This window comes from Meiothermus sp. (assembly GCF_037443965.1).
Classification (GTDB): Bacteria; Deinococcota; Deinococci; order Deinococcales; family Thermaceae; genus Meiothermus.
Genome location: NZ_JBBINI010000002.1, coordinates 165,214 through 180,269, shown reverse-complemented (window position 1 = coordinate 180,269; position 15,056 = coordinate 165,214). Strand labels below are relative to the sequence as shown.

The window sequence follows — 15,056 nt, the reverse complement described above, 5'->3', positions numbered from 1 at the left end:
CGGTGAAGCCCTGACTGTCCAGGTAGTTGCGAAAACCCCGCACCAGGGCCGCTTGAATCTTGAGGGGAGCCCGGGCTTTTTCTCCGCGCAGGCTCACATAACGGTACTCTAGAAGCGTCTCGGGATTAGCCCGCCATTCTTCCTTGGGAATCTCGATGGGGCTGGGCTCGCTGGCTTTGGCGTAGAACTCGATGTCCTGGGCGACCACCTCGTGGCCGCCTGGCGCTTTGGCATTGGCCACCACCTGGCCCACCACGCGCATCGAGGACTCGGCGATGGGTAGCTCGAACCGCTTATCCACCACTACCTGTACAATGCCGCTGCGGTCGCGAAGAAGGGCAAATTGAATACCGCCCAGGTCGCGCTTCCAATGTAAGAAGCCTAGTAGGGTAACGGTCTGACCCACATGCTGGGCGATTTGGCTGGCGAGGGTTCTGGACATGCGATCTCCTAAAAAAGTTTGGCGGCGGCTGGGCTCAATAAAAAACCCCCGATACAGCAAGGTATCGGGGGTCGAAATCTCGCCCCCTTTATGAATTATCGTCCGTCCGCAACATCCTGCCCAGCATCTTACGTGCCAAATCTCACTTGGTCAAGCCAAACGACGCAACCCTTCCAGCGGTTGGCTTCGACTCGAGGTGGTAAGCCTGCTATTTTCCGCACACAGTTTCGATTATGGAAACTTCTTTCATAACGTCAGTTTGAAGTTATCCAACAAGTTGAAAAGCTGAGCCGAAGGTTGAAAACCCGTCAATCAGCCTAACGGCATCGTAAAGTCCACTCCTACCGCTTAGGGGAGGCTTTAGCGTGAGTCAGCCGTGCCACACAGGTTTATTCTGCTTTTCTATCTCCGAACTGACGGTTTATACGCATTCCGTCAATATCGTTTAGCCTTTCAAAAGTGAACGATGCTGCCGGAATGCCCTCCCACTTCCTTCGGTCGGCTTGAACCCCTCACCTTTGATTACATCCAAACGTGCAGGGTTCATGCGGAACCGGTATCAGAGCTTGCTCAGGAGTTGCAGGATTTCCCGTCCATACTTGGCGGCTTTGGCCTTGCCAAAACCCTTGATCTGGCCCAGTTCCTCCAGGTTTTGGGGCTGGCGATCCAGAATGGACTGCATTTCGGCATTGGTGGCGATCACGTAGGGCGGAACCCCCTCCTCTTTGGCTTTTTGACTGCGCCATTTGCGAAGCGCCTCGAAAGCCGGGCTGCCAAGGGGTTCGGCCGCTTTTACCGACGGGCTGGACTTGGTCACTTTTTGAGCCTCGCCCTCGTAAAAAACCAGTACGCTCCAGAAAGGTGTGTTGCCTGCAACCAGGCTGCTGGATACCTGGATGGGCATCACCTGGGTCAAAAACTGGTTGAGCCGCTCGAGGTCTTTGGCGTTGTCCAGCCGAAGCGTAAAGGTCTGGCACTGCATGGCTATAGCTTACCGCAGGGCCTAAAAGCGGGGCTTGGGTCAGAACCCAAAACACACCTGGGCGTTCTGGTCGGTAATTTTCTCCATCTCCTGCTGGCTTATGCCCAAAATCTCGGCCAGTTTGGCCAGGGTAAACCGGGCCAGCGCCGGGTGGTTGCGTTGGCCTCGGTGGGGTTCGGGGGGTAGAAAAGGCGCGTCGGTTTCTACCAGCAAGCGGTCCAGTGGAATCTGCTGGACAGCCTCGCGCAGAGCCGTGTTCTTTTTGTAGGTGAGGGGCCCCGCCAAACCAAAGAAGGCCCCGAGTTCCAGCCCCACCTCCAGGAGCTTTAGGTGTCCCCCATAGGCGTGCAGCACAAACTTGGAGGGTCTGTGCTGCTTGAGCCAGTCGGCAATTTCAACCTCGGCCGGGTCGCCGTCCTTGCTGCGAACGTGGAAGATCAGGGGCAGACCCAGATTCTGGGCCAGGCGGTGTTGGAAATCCAGGGCCAGGTACTGGGCATCTTTTGTTTCGGGCGTCCAGTAGAAGTCCAGCCCGGTCTCGCCAATGGCCCGTACCCGGGGGTGTAAGGCCAGGTTTTGCAGGTCGGCCTCGAGTTCAGGGGAGAGCAGGTTGGCCTCGGTCGGATGCAACCCCACCGCCGCCCAGATATGGGGGTTGGCCTGGGCGATGGCCAGCGCCTTACGGTTACGCTCGGGGTTGGTGCCGATGGTCAGAATGGCCTGGAATTCCCTCGAGGCCGCGATAGCGGCCTGGGCTTCCTCGGGTTCCATGAAATCTAGGTGGCAGTGGGTGTCGGTCATGGTGCGAAAGGCGGTTTCGATTCTACGCTTTTATCTTCAAGCTGGCCTGGGTCTACCCACCTGATGGTTTTCACGGGAACCTGTCTGGCATGGGTTTGGGGTGATGCCATCCCAATGTTCGGCCTCTAAGGTTTTATGGCGCAGCTTACAGCCCCGTCTTGCCGAACCTACATACACTGGCGGTATGCGGCTGTGGTTGATTGCCTTGTCAGTGGTGCTAGTGGGTTGCCTGCCCACCCTGCAGGCGGTTGACCCCAACCGGGTTCCGAGCCCCAACAACTGGGGGCCCAACAACGCACCCCTGGAGTGGTGGTACGTTTCGGGCTACCTTCCCGATGAGGGGCTGGCCTTTCACTGGGCGCTGTTCAAAGCCTATGCCCCGCAAAACGCGCAGGTTGGCATCCTCAACCCGGCCCTGTTCTTTCCCGGCCCCTACCATGCATCGCACATCGCCGTTACCGACCTTCGCGCCAACAAGAAACTATTCGAGGAGCGTTTCGACTTCCGCTTCGATCGTCCCTGGGGGGATAGCCTGGTGCAGTATCCACCTTTGCGCCTCGAGCAAGGCGACTGGAGCTTGGTGCAAGAGGGCAACACCTACCGGCTCTCCGCAGGCCCCATCCAGGTTCGCCTGACCCCGCTCAAACCCGCCGTTGTACATCCGCCGGGCTACTCCGGCACTCCGGAAACCGGGCGCATGTACTACGTCTCCTTTACCCGTATGGCCCTGGAGGGGGTGATCGCCGGTAAGCCGGTGCGGGGGGAGGCCTGGATGGATCACCAGTGGGGTGACCAGATTGGTGCCCAGGGCGGCGATGCCACCGCACTCGGCGCTTTGTGGGACTGGTTTGGCCTGCACCTTTCCAATGGGGTAGACCTGATGCTCTACCGTGTGAAGAACAGCAAGGGTGAGGTTGTACAGCTTGCCGCCAGTGCCACCGACCCCCAGGGGCGGGTTCAGGAACTTGCAAACCTCGAGATGACCCCCCTGGAAAGCTGGACCTCGCCCAGTGGACGTAGCTATACCCTGTCCTGGCAAATAGAGGCAGAAGGGCTCAGTCTGCGCCTGGGGCCCCTGCGCCAGGATCAGGAACTCCTCACCGCCTCGACCCGCGTGGCCTACTGGGAAGGCCCGGTTGCCGGCAGCGGCACCTGGCAGGGCCAGGGTGTGCAGGCCAAGGGCATGGGGGAGTTTGTTGCCGGGCCCTACAACCCTCCAGGCAACTTTTGGAACCCTTTCCCCACCCAGCAGCGCTAATCAGATAAGTGTCCCATAGTTGAAATGCGAGATCCGATCCCCAAAGATCAGTGGGGAATTGCGTCAGGCACGCCTTGCCGATCCCGCTGGTTTTGCCAATCTACGCAGGCGCAGCTTAAGCCTGGCCGCTGGAAAATCCGGTAGAGTCGGAACCTGTCGGGCACGGCAAGCGGCAGCGGTTCCTGGCAACACATCGTACGAAGTGACCAAGAGCCCATCCCGGCTTTAGGCTCTGCCTGCCGAAGCGGAGGTATCGGTTGTCTCAAGGAATGACCTTGACTGAGGCTTGATGCGCCGCTCATGCGTAGTGTTGGTATCATGCCGGATTTAAAGATCTGGCATCAGACGCCGGATGGTCGCCGCAGTTTGCTGGCCCAAACCAGACGCACGAACTGAAGCAACCGGGGAAACCGGCCCCAGCGTTTGGGGTCTGTGGCAATGCGCACCAGCCACTCGATCTTGAGTCGCTGGGCCCAGCGTGGCGCCCGACGGACCTCCCCGGCCAGCACGTCAATCATGCCACCAACTCCAATGGCGACCTTGGCCCCCAGGACGGCTTTGTGGCGGTGGATGAAGGTGTCTTGTCGCTCGCCCATCCCCACGACCAGCAGGTCGGGCTGGGCTTGCCGGATGGCTTGAACCACGGCTGCTTCGTCCGTGAAATAGCCATCCTGCACACCGCATACCTGGATGTTCCAGCGGGTTCTGGCAGCCTCGGCGGCCCGCTGGGCCACCCCCGGAGCCGCTCCCAGAAAATAGACCCTGAGTCGCGGGCCGAAGCGCTCAAAGGCAGCGGGCAGGATTTCCGAGCCCGGCACCCGGTCTTTGAGCTTGTGTGGGGTGAGCAGGTCTACAGCCCAGACAATGCCCACCCCGTCGGCGGTAATGAGCTCACACTCTTGCAGGGCTTTTTTCAGGGCGGGGTCGGTCTGGGCCCGCACCACCGCCTCAGGGTTGGTGGTGATGATCTGAGAACAGTGGGGCTGGGGGTGGGAGATCTTCTCTGCGATCCAGTCCAGGGTCTGCTCCAGGTTTACCAAATCCACGGGCGTTCCCAGAATCTCTACGCGCAGCATGGCCTACCCCGCTTGAAAGCAAAAACCAAAGCGGTCTTTGGTCAGGCCGTACTGCTGGGCCTCGAGCACCCGTACCTGCTTCAACCGGGGCAGTGGGTTCTCCACGCTGACCAAACTGGCCAGGGCTAGGTCTTCGCTGCGGCCTGCTCGGTAGAGTTGCTTGCCCAGATCTGACTGAACCAGCGATTCCTGGGGGTCGGGGAAGGATTTGAGCAGGGTGGCGGCCAGCCGTGCGCCCTCCTGCAGGCTGCCCCACTGACCCAAGGCCTGGTGCAGGCGTTTGGCGATAAAGCCTGCCGCTACGGTGTTGGCCAGGCTGGGCTCGAGCCGGGCCTGGGTTGCAGCTACCACGGTGTCAATTTGCTGCTCTACCGCGTACCGAATAGCCTGTTTAGCGTTTCGGAAATAGGCCAGTGCACTTCCCAGGGGCTGCTGCTCGAGCGATTCGGCCAGGGCTCTAGCCAGCAGCACACAGGTTTTTCCTGCAAAATCAAGTTTGCTCAAGGCTTGCAGCGAGACGCCGTAGTGGAAGCCCTCGGGTGGGAGACCTTCTTCCTCGCCCATTAACAAGCCGCTGTCCTCGGCCAGAATCCGGGCTGCGCGCACACTTTTGGCAACCCATACCTCTTTGGCTCCAGCAGCCAACAAAAGCCCAACTGCACTGCCATAAAAGACATCCACTGTAAGCACCGCATGGGCGTAGGGGGGTTTGGGAACCAAATCTACCCGAATCGTCACGAAGTAAAGCCCTCCATCAACGCGTAACGCGTCTGTCCTGCGGCATTATAACGAAGTCTGTGGGGCAAGCCTGCTGGGGTGTGATTGCGGTCACAAAATGCCATATTGGTTGGGCGGAATTCCACCGGGCGCGAACGAGTATCAGGGGCCTCGATTTCTCTTTTTGGGTAGAGGTTGGCTTAGCTTCGAAGCAACAGCACCGGCCCTTCCCCCAGTGGGGGCAGGTCGGCCAGGCTTTCCAGGCCAAACAGCTCCAAAAACCGATCGGTGGTTCCAAAAAGCTTGGGTCGCCCTACCGCCTCTTTCTCGCCCACCACCTGCACCAGTTGCCGCTCCAGCAGTCCATCCAGCACGCCTTCCACGCTTTTGCCCCGCAGGGCTTCCAGTTCGGCCCGGGTCAGGGGTTGCTGGTAGGCCAGCAGAGCCAGCACCTCGAGGGCTGCCTTGGAGATTCGGGGCGGAGTGGGGCGCAACACCTGCTCGACCGCCGTCAGGTGCAGGGGATGCACCACCAGCCGCCAGCCGCCGGCCACCCGCTCGAGCTGCACCCCCGATGTGCCGTCGCTCAGGTCGTGCTCGAGGGCCACAATGGCCCGCAGCAGCGCATCTTCCGTGCCCAGGGGACTGAGGTCGCCCAGGGCTAGGGGCCTGCCAGCAGCAAACAATACGGCTAAAATCTGGGCTTTGAGGGTCTGGGTGTCCATAAAGACAGGGGTGTGGTTATTTCACCAACGCATTGCCTTCCTGAGGCTATACTAGAGTGAGTATGCCAACCTATCAATATAAGGCCAGGGATAGACAGGGGCGGTTGGTTAATGCCGTCATCGAAGCTGAGGATATGCGCACGGCAGCCCGCAACTTGCGTGAAAAAGGCTTGTTCATCGCTGAAATAAAAGAGCCGGGGAAAGGCTTGCAGGCCGAAATTAAGCTTCCAGGTCTCGAGCCTCAGCCCGGCCTCAAAGACTTGGCCATCTTCAGCCGCCAGCTTGCCACCATGCTGAACGCGGGTTTGCCGATTGTGCAGGCCCTGGCAATTTTGGAGAAACAAACCGAGAAGAAAAAGTTCCAGACCATTCTCAAGGAAATTCGCACCGAGGTTGAGGGGGGCGCTAACTTCAGCGAAGCCCTAGTCAAACACAAGCTCTTTAGCCGCCTCTTCATCAACCTAGTGAGGGCGGGCGAGACCTCGGGTACGCTGGATGCCATTCTGGATCGGCTGGCTACCTTCTTGGAAAACGAGCTGGCCCTGATTGGTAAAATTCGCTCGGCCCTAACCTACCCGGCCATTGTGTTTGTGTTCGCGGTGGGCGTGACCTACTTCCTCTTGACCGGCATCGTGCCACAGTTCGCCCAAATCCTGACCGGGCTGGGCTCCGAACTGCCGCTCCTGACAAGGGCGCTGATGGGTATTTCGGACTTTTTGCGCCAGGGCACTATCTTTATAGTTTTGATCGTGGTGGCACTGTTTTTTGCCTATCGGGCCTACTACCGAACCGATAAAGGGCGCCATCAGGTAGACCAGATCAAGCTCAAGCTTCCAGTGTTCGGCAACCTGATGAAGAAAAGCGCGCTGGCTCGCTTTTCGCGTACTTTCGGTTTGCTGATCTCGAGCGGGGTCAACATCGTCGAGGCCCTCGACATCACCAAAGGTACGGCAGGCAACGCCATCGTGGAAGATATCCTCGAGCAGACCAAGACCGCCATCCAGTCCGGCGAGCCGGTCCACACCACCATCCAGGCCCACCCGCAGGTCTTCCCGCCCATGGTCAGCTCGATGATCGCCATTGGGGAAGAGACCGGAGCGCTGGACACCATGCTGCAAAAAATTGCCGACTTCTACGAGCGCGAGGTGGACGAAGCCGTGAGCGCCCTGACTGCCGCCATCGAGCCGCTCATGATTATCTTCCTGGGCTTTATTGTGGGTGTGATTGTGGCCGGGATGTTCCTGCCGCTCTTCAAAATCATCGGGACGCTCTCATCGCAGTAATCTTCTCTGCGACCTCGGCTGCCACCGGCATGACCGACAAACGGTTGCCCCGGCGAAGCAAAATAAGCTCGTCGGGGCTAAAGTTTTTGCGCAGGAGATCCAGTGTGAGCGTTCGCTCGAATTTTTCCACGAAACCCACCCGCACCGTCCACCAGCGCGGATTTTCGACAGAGCTGCTGGGGTCGAAATAGGGCGACTTTGGGTCGAACTGGCTGGGGTCAACAAGGCCCGTCTCGAGCACCTTGCACAGCCCCACGATACCGGGCGGCTCGGTGCTGGAGTGATAGAAAAAAGCCAGATCTCCTACCTGCATAGCTTTTAGGAAGTTGCGCGCCTGGTAGTTGCGTACGCCGTCCCAGAGGGTGGTTTTTTGTTTTTTTAGATCGTCAATGCTAAATACATCGGGTTCGGACTTAAGCAGCCAGTAGTTCATACCGGGATAGTTTATCTTTAGCCAGACTTTAGATTTTGCTGTTCAGGTCACCAAACTAAACCCCTATTTAGGCTGTCTTCATGCGCGTAGGGGGTGCTCGAGCCAAGATTCAATCATGAAAAGATGGTTCCTGGCCTCTATGCTGGTAACGGCGCTGGCAGGCTGCATCCCCATCGGCACCAACCCCTCCGACGCGCTACTCATCTCCGACCTGCGCTACGAGAGCAACTTCCGCGATGCCAGCGGGCGCTCGTACATCTGCGACAACAAACTCACCACCCTCACCTACAGCTTCCGCTACAACGACTTTGCCCGGATTGCCCGCTGGGATTCAAGGTTGGTGGGCGAGGTGACCGGCCAGGCCACCCACACCCTCAGCATGAACCGCGAGAGCGGTGGTTACACCAACCAGAACAACCGCATCACGGTTAACTGGGTTTTGAGCCAGGGCACCGCCCCCTTGAGCGTGGCGCCGCAGGGCATTGTGGTCACCCCGGTGCCCCAGCCCCGCCAGATTGGGGCCACCCGCCTCGAGCTCACCGTTTTTGCCACCAACGGCAGCTCGGCCCGACTGGTCTTTCCCGGTATTCCGGTGATTGACAACTGCCCCTGAGGCCGCCCTGATAAGCTATAGGTGTGACCCTCAACCTCGGGAAAAAACCCCTCAAGCCCTCGCCCCGCCCCACCTACACCCAGCCTGCCCAGTCCGTCCAGGAATTGCAGGCGCGGCTGGGCCGGGAGAAGATGCTATTAGAGCTGGCCCAGCGGCGCAACTACTCCTACGACGGCATCGCCATGGGCGTAACCCCGGCCCTGGTGGTGCTGCCAACCTGCACCGCCGATGTGGTGGAGGTGGTGCGGTTCGCCAACCAGGTGGGGTTGCCCATCGTGGCCCGGGGGGCGGCCAGCGGGCTCTCGGGGGGGGCGGTTCCGGTTCAGGAGTCCATCGTGCTCTCCTTTACCCGCATGACCGGGCTGCACATCGAACCCCAGGCCCGCACCGCCACCGTGCAGCCGGGGGTGGTCACCCAGCAAATTAGCGAGCGGGCCCGGCCCCATGGCCTCTGGTACCCCCCCGACCCGGCCTCCTTTCGCACCAGCACCATCGGGGGCAACCTGGCCGAGAATGCGGGTGGGCCCATGTGCTTCAAGAAGGGTGTGACCGGCGATTACGTGGAGGCGCTCGAGTTCGTAGACTTTGCCGGCCAGGTGCACCGTGTGGAACGTAAGGCCTACGACCTGGTGGGTCTGCTGGTGGGCTCCGAAGGCACGCTGGGCCTGATCACCGAGGCCCGGCTGCGCTTGGAGCCCATCCCCCGCTACACCCGCACCCTGATGGCTATCTTTGGTGAGGTGGGGCAGGCCGCCGAAGCGGTCTCGGAAGCCATTGCAGCGGGTGCGGTGCCGAGCAAGCTCGAGTTCGTGGACAACGGCTGCATCAACGCGGTGGAAGACTACCTGCGGCTGGGCCTGCCCCGCGAGGCTGCGGCCATCTTGCTGGTGGACACCGACGGCAACGATCCCCTCGTTGTGGAAGAGGAGCTGCAATGGGTGGCTGAGGCCTGCCAGAAGCACGGGGCCACCGTGCGGGTCGCCCAGGATGCCGCCGAGAGCGAGGCCCTCTGGAAGGCCCGCCGCTCGATCTCGCCGGCGATTGGCGCCATCAAGCCCAAGCGCATGAACGAGGACATTGCCGTACCGCGCTCGAGCCTACCCGAAGTGGTGCGGGCCATCGAGGCGCTAGGCCGGCAGTACGGCCTGCAGGTGGTGCAGTTTGGTCACATCGGCGATGGCAACCTGCACCCCAACGTGCTCTACGACCCCAGGGTGGACTCCGAGGAGAAGGTCTGGGAACTCCTGCACGAGATTGCCCGGGTGGCCTTGCGGCATGGGGGCGTGCTCTCCGGTGAGCACGGCATCGGCCTGATGAAGCGCGACTTTATGAGCGAAGCGGTAGACCCCGAGACCCTCGAGGCCTTAAGGCGGGTCAAGGCCGCCTTCGACCCACACAACCGCCTGAACCCCGGCAAAGTGTTGCCCGAGCCCCACTTGCCGGAACACTGAGCAGCGAAGCTGGAGGCATGCGCACAGGCCTCTGGTTTTCACTTCTGGCCTGCTTTGCTTTTGTGGGGCTGGCCCAGGCGCAAAACCCCTTTTCGGTGGGGATGGCCTATACGACTGAACCGCTGGTCGCGTTTGAACAGGCCCAGCAGCCCGAACGACCCTCCTGGGATCGGCTGCTTTTTGGCCCGGCCCCGGAGGGCTACCGGGGGCTGGCCGTTTCCGCCCGCCTTCTGGCCTGGAGCGTGCCCTGGACCCTGGTAGGCTCTACGGTTGGGCTCGCGAGCGATGACCCCTGGCAGCGCTCGTTCTGGCTCACCAACTCGGTATGGGCGGCGGTGAACTCCGGCATCGCCCTGGTGGGGTTGTTGGGGCCTGAGCCGAGCAAGGATAGCCTCCGCGACCTGCTCTACATCAACGCCGGGATTGATCTGCTCTACATCGCCGGGGGTGTTTTCCTGGCCTTGCAGCCCGATGCCCGCAGCCAGGGGGCGGGATGGGCGATTGCCCTGCAGGGGGCCTGGCTGCTGCTCTTTGACCTGCTTAACGGGCTGGCGTTGGAAAACCGCTGATAACAAAACACCTATAGGGATAAAATGAACTGAATGGCCTCCTCAGCCGTGGTAAACCGGGGTTGCCGGCCCACAAACCAGGTGTAAAGGCCCGCATGGTCAAGGGCTTCCAGGCTGCCTGGCTGGCCCAGAATGATCTTGTGGTCACCGTCTTTGACCCAGACCATGCCCAGTACCTCGCCCTCGAGCCGCGTTCCTGCCGCAACTGGTTCTCGACTGGCCCAGATTGCATCCAGCGCGGCCTGGTCGGCGGGGTTGAAGTATTCAGGAATCAGGCCATAGTTCACGGGGGGCAGGCCCCACGCAGGTTGCCAAGGGGGGTCGTAGGGAACCAACTTCTGGCCGTCCCACTCGAAGCGCCGAGGGCTCCCCAGGCTCCACTCCACAATCATCTCGAGTCGCATACCACCTCTCCCTTCGGTCGGCTCGAACCCTTCACCGTTGATTACACCCAAAGGTGGAGGATTCGAGCGGAACCGGTATAAATTTTGTTGCCTGCGAGAGCAGTAAAAAAAGAGGCTGTGCTGGGGGTTACGAGCTTTTCCCCCGAGGGAACGATACGAGCCACCCACGATGGAAGACCCGTTTGGGCGCTCACAAATTTAGCAACCAGCGGGCTACGCTCAGATAAACCACCAGACCGGTTACATCGGTGACGGTGGCAATCAGGGGGTTGGAGATGAGGGCGGGGTCGAGCTTCAAGCGGCGCAGCAGCAGCGGCAGCATAGCCCCCACCACGTTGGCCAGCAACACCACTAGACCCAGCGAAATCCCTACCACCCACAGCAAGCCCACCTGACCATCGATCAGTACCTTAACGGTCAGCAATGCCGCCAGGGTTAGGCCCAACAGGGTTCCTACCCCCACCTCCTTGCGGGCGATACGCAACCAGTCGCTCAGCGACACATCGCGGGTGGCCAGCGCCCGCACAATTAGGGTGCTGGATTGGTTGCCGGTATTGCCCCCGGTGCCCACCAGCACCGGCACGTAAAAGGCCAGGGCTGTAACGGCCTCGAGCACCAATTCAAACCCCTGCAGAATCGAACTGGTGATGCTGCCGGTCACGATCAGGATAATCAGCCAGCGCACTCGAGCGCTCCACAGCTCCCAGACGCCGGACTTGCTGTACACCAGCTCGGGCGACTCCACCGCGCCCAGCCGGTAGATGTCCTCGGTGGCCTCTTCCTGGATGACGTCCACCACGTCGTCAATGGTGACAATCCCCACCAGTTTCTTATCCTCGTCCACCACCGGCAGCACCGTGAAGTTGTAGTCGGCCATCAGGCGGGCCACCTCTTCCTGGTCGGTGTCGTCGCGTACGAATATAACGTCGGGGTTCATAATCTCGGCGACACGGGTCTTGGGGTCGGCCACGATCAGGTCGCGCAGGGTGAGCACCCCTTGCAGATGCTCCTCGGCATCCACCACGTAGATCACGTAGATCTGCTCGGCGTCGGGGGCTTCACGCCGCAGAAAGCGGAACACCTCTTCTACCCGCATGGCGTCGCGCACTGCGATGTACTCCGAGGTCATGATGCCGCCGGCCTCGTCCTCGTCGTATTCGGTCAGCTCCTCCACCTCGGCCCGGGTCTCGGGGTCGAGCTGGCGCAGCAAAGCCTCGGCCTGGGCGGGGTTTTCTTCCTCGACGGCATTGATGGTGTCGGCTAGGTCGTCGAGGGAGAGTTCCTCCAGCAGCTCCTTGACCCGCCAGGGGGGCAAGGCTTCCAAGAGTTCGGCTTGCTCGGTTTCCTCGAGGTGGCTGAAAACCTCCGCGGCATCGGCAGGGGAGAGCAGGGTCAGGATGGGCAGGTGGTGTTCGGGGGCAAACTCCGACCAGTGCTCCAGAATCTGGGCGGGGTAGAGTTCTTCCAGCGCAGCCTTGACCTTGAAGGCGTCGCTCTCCTCGAGGGCGCTCTTGAGTGCTTCTAGCCCGATGAGGGTTTGGGTGTCGTACATGTGCGGCCTCCTTCGGTTTTCGGCCAGAGCCGAATCTTGGAAGGAAGCTCCGCAGGGTACACGGTTTGTCGAGGATTAGTCGGTGTGGGAGCACACCGGGCGAAATCTTCGACTAGAACTGTGATCTTCCACGGTGCCTCCTGGGCGGCTTGATACCTGGTAGCTTGACCCTATGTCTTGCTTGAGGCAAAAAGCCTAAAGTAGCGTAGCACTAGAGGCTGCTTCTGGCAAGCAAATTTGAGCCTTGGCGGGTGGCAGGCTCGAGCCGTTTGGCTTGGCTCGACAGCTCTCTCGTACGTATTCCGGCAGTATTGTTCACCTTTGATTACACCCAAAGGTGAAGGATTCAAGCGGAACCGGTATCAGAAAATAACCAGTACCCCGACAGGCCCAGACGATGCCCAAAACACATAAAACCGGGAAATGCTGCGAGGGTCAATCAAGGCAAGCACTTCCTCAAAAAATATGATATTGACACACTCAATCCATTGCTGCTAACCTAGCGGGCGGCCTCGAAGAAGTGGGGCAAAAATCGCAAAATTGCCTTTAGTGGTTTCTTGGGCATTTGCAGGTTAGACTGAGACTATGTTTGAAACCCTTACCCAACGCATCCGCGCCGCAGTGGACAAGCTGCGCGGGCGGGGTCGTATCACCGAGGCCGACCTCAAAGCGACCTTGCGCGAGATTCGTATGTCGCTCCTGGAGGCCGATGTCAACTTCGAGGTTGCCAAGGGCTTTGTGCAAGCGGTGCAGGAGAAAGCCCTGGGACAGGCAGTGCTGGAGAGCCTCACTCCCGCGGAGCAGATCCTGACGGTGGTCTACGAGGAACTGGTGAAGATGCTGGGGGGCGAGGCCCAGCAGCCAGTCCTCAAAAACGAAGGCAACCTGTGGTTCATGGTGGGCTTGCAGGGCTCGGGCAAGACCACCTCTGCCGGCAAACTGGCCCATTTCTACAAGTCCAAAGGCCGCCGCCCCTTGCTGGTAGCCGCCGATACCCAGCGCCCTGCGGCCCGCGACCAGTTGCGCATCCTGGGCGAGAAGATCGGGGTGCCGGTGCTGGAAGTGGCCGATAACGAGCGCCCCGAGACCACCCGCACCCGGCTGCAACAGCAACTGACCTTCGACTACCGCGACCTGGTGATTGTGGACACTGCGGGCCGTCTGCAAATTGACCAGGCCCTGATGGACGAGCTGGCCAGGCTCAAACAGGTGCTGGGGCCCTCCGAGACCCTGCTGGTAGTGGATAGCATGACCGGCCAGGAAGCCCTGAACGTCTCCAAGACCTTCGATGAGCGCATCGGCGTCTCGGGCCTGATTCTGACCAAGCTCGATGGCGACGCAAGGGGTGGGGCTGCGCTTTCGGCCCGGTACGTGACGGGAAAACCCATCTATTTTGCGGGTGTGTCCGAAAAAATTGAGGGCTTGGAGCCTTTCTACCCCGACCGGCTGGCCCAGCGCATTCTGGGCATGGGCGACCTGCAGACCTTGCTGGAGAAAGCCAAGCTGGCCGAGCTCGAGGCCCCCCAGAAAGACCTCAAAGAGATCACCCTCGAAGACCTCATCACCCAGATGCGCCAGATGCGCAAGATGGGCAGTTTCACCGAAATCCTGGGGATGATTCCGGGGATGTCGCGGATGCTGCCCCCAGGCTTCTCGGTGGACGAAAAGCAGGTGAACCGCATGGAGGCCATTGTGCTCTCCATGACACCCAAAGAGCGCCGCGATCCCAGGGTGCTCAACGCCTCGCGCCGCAAGCGCATCGCGGCGGGCTCGGGAACCACCGTGCAGGAGGTCAACCGCCTCATCAAAACCTTCGAGGATACCAAGCAGATGATGAAGACCCTGGCCAAACAGCAGCAAAGGGGTGGGAAGGGACTGTTCAGACGGTAGGTTTAACGTTGAGATGTTCTGAGGTTCAGAAGCCTCCGCTCAACAAAAAAACGCATGAAGAAGTTAGACAGCTAGAAGGAGAAAAACATGACCAAGATTCGCCTCTCTCGTTTCGGTTCCAAAGCTAACCCGCACTACCGCATCGTGGTGGTGGACAGCCGTGCCAAGCGCGACGGGGGTTATATCGAGCGCCTCGGCTACTACGACCCCCGCAAGACCACCAAAGACTGGCTCAAGCTCGACCAGGAGCGGGTGCAGTACTGGCTGGGCGTGGGCGCCCAACCCACCGACACCGTCAAGAAGCTGATCAAGCAGGCTAGCACGGGCGCATAACGCTTGTCACCGGCAAAAGCCGAAGGCTCATACCGTTTCCGCTTGAATCCTTCACCTTTGGGTGTAATCAAAGGTGAGGGGTTCAAGCCGACCGAAGGGAGTGGGAGTGCATTCCGGCAGTATCGTTTAGGCTTTCAAAGGTGAACGATACTGCCGAAATGCGTATCATACCCCTGGGCTTTCGGCTTTGCGGTTTTGGCTTTAGGCTAGTGGGTATGAAAGACCTTGTCGAATATCTTGCTAAAGCAGTGGTGGATCACCCTGGCTCCATTCGCGTTGACGAGCGCCGGGGCCGTGAGGGTCTGGTCTACTATGTAGAAACCCATCCCGAAGACAAGGGCCGCATCATTGGACGGCAGGGCCGGGTGATCGAGAGCATTCGCACAGTGGTGCGCTCGTTTGCCAAGGGCCGGGTGAGCGTGGAGGTGCGCTAGAGAGCAGGCTCGAGGCACCGACACCCAGACCTTGCACACGAGGGATGGGAAAGCCCCAAATGCGTCTGGAGCGCAGCAAGGGGCGTCTCGAGC

General features: G+C 60.2%; 17 protein-coding genes. 8 read left to right on the top strand and 9 right to left on the bottom strand.

The features are described 5' to 3' along the window. The 3 genes from WKI89_RS02360 to WKI89_RS02350 form a co-directional block, all read right to left on the bottom strand. The coding region (locus WKI89_RS02360) for an OB-fold nucleic acid binding domain-containing protein (RefSeq protein WP_337867612.1) at positions 1-442 on the bottom strand (442 nt) is incomplete at its 3' end. A 559-nt stretch (positions 443-1,001) separates the two neighbouring features. Continuing rightward, entirely contained in the window at positions 1,002-1,424 is a 423-nt protein-coding gene (locus WKI89_RS02355) for an HRDC domain-containing protein (protein WP_337867611.1), read from the bottom strand. A gap of 39 nt (positions 1,425-1,463) precedes the next feature. Continuing rightward, complete coding sequence (locus WKI89_RS02350) at positions 1,464-2,225, bottom strand: TatD family hydrolase (RefSeq protein ID WP_337867610.1); 762 nt, start codon at positions 2,223-2,225, stop codon at positions 1,464-1,466. Positions 2,226-2,409: 184 nt separating this feature from the next. Here WKI89_RS02350 and WKI89_RS02345 point away from each other — a divergent pair, with 184 nt between their 5' ends. Beyond that, positions 2,410-3,483 carry a lipocalin family protein gene (locus WKI89_RS02345; RefSeq protein WP_337867609.1) on the top strand — a complete coding sequence of 358 codons (1,074 nt, stop codon included), beginning with the start codon at positions 2,410-2,412 and terminating at the stop codon, positions 3,481-3,483. 341 nt (positions 3,484-3,824) lie between these two features. Here WKI89_RS02345 and WKI89_RS02340 read toward each other — a convergent pair whose 3' ends face one another. From WKI89_RS02340 to scpB, 3 genes are all read right to left on the bottom strand, one after another. Next, positions 3,825-4,559: a WecB/TagA/CpsF family glycosyltransferase gene (locus tag WKI89_RS02340; protein WP_337867608.1), complete on the bottom strand. Its 735-nt coding sequence runs from the start codon at positions 4,557-4,559 to the stop codon at positions 3,825-3,827. A 3-nt stretch (positions 4,560-4,562) separates the two neighbouring features. Beyond that, complete coding sequence (locus tag WKI89_RS02335) at positions 4,563-5,297, bottom strand: 2-phosphosulfolactate phosphatase (protein ID WP_337867607.1); 735 nt, start codon at positions 5,295-5,297, stop codon at positions 4,563-4,565. 179 nt (positions 5,298-5,476) lie between these two features. Then, positions 5,477-6,001 (bottom strand): SMC-Scp complex subunit ScpB, encoded by a 525-nt coding sequence (gene scpB / locus WKI89_RS02330; protein WP_337867606.1) that lies wholly within the window; start codon positions 5,999-6,001, stop codon positions 5,477-5,479. A 62-nt stretch (positions 6,002-6,063) separates the two neighbouring features. Here scpB and WKI89_RS02325 point away from each other — a divergent pair, with 62 nt between their 5' ends. Continuing rightward, on the top strand, positions 6,064-7,284 hold the full coding sequence (locus WKI89_RS02325; protein ID WP_337867605.1) for a type II secretion system F family protein: 1,221 nt from the start codon (positions 6,064-6,066) through the stop codon (positions 7,282-7,284). Here WKI89_RS02325 and WKI89_RS02320 read toward each other — a convergent pair. Further along, on the bottom strand, positions 7,259-7,717 hold the full coding sequence (locus WKI89_RS02320; protein WP_337867604.1) for an EVE domain-containing protein: 459 nt from the start codon (positions 7,715-7,717) through the stop codon (positions 7,259-7,261). The genes WKI89_RS02325 and WKI89_RS02320 overlap by 26 nt on opposite strands. A gap of 115 nt (positions 7,718-7,832) precedes the next feature. Here WKI89_RS02320 and WKI89_RS02315 point away from each other — a divergent pair, with 115 nt between their 5' ends. The 3 genes from WKI89_RS02315 to WKI89_RS02305 are packed head-to-tail and all read left to right on the top strand — an operon-like array spanning position 7,833 to position 10,350. After that, on the top strand, positions 7,833-8,330 hold the full coding sequence (locus tag WKI89_RS02315; protein ID WP_337867603.1) for a hypothetical protein: 498 nt from the start codon (positions 7,833-7,835) through the stop codon (positions 8,328-8,330). Between the two features lie 23 nt (positions 8,331-8,353). Continuing rightward, positions 8,354-9,781 carry an FAD-linked oxidase C-terminal domain-containing protein gene (locus tag WKI89_RS02310; RefSeq protein WP_337867602.1) on the top strand — a complete coding sequence of 476 codons (1,428 nt, stop codon included), beginning with the start codon at positions 8,354-8,356 and terminating at the stop codon, positions 9,779-9,781. Between the two features lie 17 nt (positions 9,782-9,798). Next, on the top strand, positions 9,799-10,350 hold the full coding sequence (locus WKI89_RS02305) for a hypothetical protein (RefSeq protein WP_337867601.1): 552 nt from the start codon (positions 9,799-9,801) through the stop codon (positions 10,348-10,350). Between the two features lie 11 nt (positions 10,351-10,361). Here the strand turns inward: WKI89_RS02305 and WKI89_RS02300 are convergent, their stop codons facing one another. After that, complete coding sequence (locus tag WKI89_RS02300) at positions 10,362-10,754, bottom strand: inorganic diphosphatase (RefSeq protein WP_337867600.1); 393 nt, start codon at positions 10,752-10,754, stop codon at positions 10,362-10,364. A 190-nt stretch (positions 10,755-10,944) separates the two neighbouring features. Then, positions 10,945-12,306: a magnesium transporter gene (gene mgtE / locus WKI89_RS02295; RefSeq protein WP_337867599.1), complete on the bottom strand. Its 1,362-nt coding sequence runs from the start codon at positions 12,304-12,306 to the stop codon at positions 10,945-10,947. A gap of 585 nt (positions 12,307-12,891) precedes the next feature. Here mgtE and ffh point away from each other — a divergent pair. The 3 genes from ffh (at position 12,892) to WKI89_RS02280 (ending at position 14,963) form a co-directional block, all read left to right on the top strand. Beyond that, positions 12,892-14,196 (top strand): signal recognition particle protein, encoded by a 1,305-nt coding sequence (ffh, locus tag WKI89_RS02290; RefSeq protein ID WP_337867598.1) that lies wholly within the window; start codon positions 12,892-12,894, stop codon positions 14,194-14,196. 87 nt (positions 14,197-14,283) lie between these two features. Further along, a complete protein-coding gene (gene rpsP, locus WKI89_RS02285) occupies positions 14,284-14,529 on the top strand; it encodes a 30S ribosomal protein S16 (protein ID WP_337867597.1) in 246 nt (81 codons plus the stop codon). Between the two features lie 215 nt (positions 14,530-14,744). Then, entirely contained in the window at positions 14,745-14,963 is a 219-nt protein-coding gene (locus tag WKI89_RS02280; protein WP_337867596.1) for a KH domain-containing protein, read from the top strand. Positions 14,964-15,056: the final 93 nt, after the last annotated feature.

What these genes read in the sequence shown, in the direction of transcription:
- rpsP (WP_337867597.1), top strand. Translation starts at nt 14,284, where the DNA reads ATGACCAAGATTCGCCTCTCTCGTTTCGGTTCCAAAGCTAACCCGCAC.
- WKI89_RS02345 (WP_337867609.1), top strand. Translation starts at nt 2,410, where the DNA reads ATGCGGCTGTGGTTGATTGCCTTGTCAGTGGTGCTAGTGGGTTGCCTG.
- WKI89_RS02325 (WP_337867605.1), top strand. Translation starts at nt 6,064, where the DNA reads ATGCCAACCTATCAATATAAGGCCAGGGATAGACAGGGGCGGTTGGTT.
- WKI89_RS02280 (WP_337867596.1), top strand. Translation starts at nt 14,745, where the DNA reads ATGAAAGACCTTGTCGAATATCTTGCTAAAGCAGTGGTGGATCACCCT.
- WKI89_RS02320 (WP_337867604.1), bottom strand. Translation starts at nt 7,717, where the DNA reads ATGAACTACTGGCTGCTTAAGTCCGAACCCGATGTATTTAGCATTGAC.
- scpB (WP_337867606.1), bottom strand. Translation starts at nt 6,001, where the DNA reads ATGGACACCCAGACCCTCAAAGCCCAGATTTTAGCCGTATTGTTTGCT.
- WKI89_RS02355 (WP_337867611.1), bottom strand. Translation starts at nt 1,424, where the DNA reads ATGCAGTGCCAGACCTTTACGCTTCGGCTGGACAACGCCAAAGACCTC.
- WKI89_RS02340 (WP_337867608.1), bottom strand. Translation starts at nt 4,559, where the DNA reads ATGCTGCGCGTAGAGATTCTGGGAACGCCCGTGGATTTGGTAAACCTG.
- mgtE (WP_337867599.1), bottom strand. Translation starts at nt 12,306, where the DNA reads ATGTACGACACCCAAACCCTCATCGGGCTAGAAGCACTCAAGAGCGCC.
- WKI89_RS02300 (WP_337867600.1), bottom strand. Translation starts at nt 10,754, where the DNA reads ATGCGACTCGAGATGATTGTGGAGTGGAGCCTGGGGAGCCCTCGGCGC.
- WKI89_RS02315 (WP_337867603.1), top strand. Translation starts at nt 7,833, where the DNA reads ATGAAAAGATGGTTCCTGGCCTCTATGCTGGTAACGGCGCTGGCAGGC.
- ffh (WP_337867598.1), top strand. Translation starts at nt 12,892, where the DNA reads ATGTTTGAAACCCTTACCCAACGCATCCGCGCCGCAGTGGACAAGCTG.
- WKI89_RS02305 (WP_337867601.1), top strand. Translation starts at nt 9,799, where the DNA reads ATGCGCACAGGCCTCTGGTTTTCACTTCTGGCCTGCTTTGCTTTTGTG.
- WKI89_RS02350 (WP_337867610.1), bottom strand. Translation starts at nt 2,225, where the DNA reads ATGACCGACACCCACTGCCACCTAGATTTCATGGAACCCGAGGAAGCC.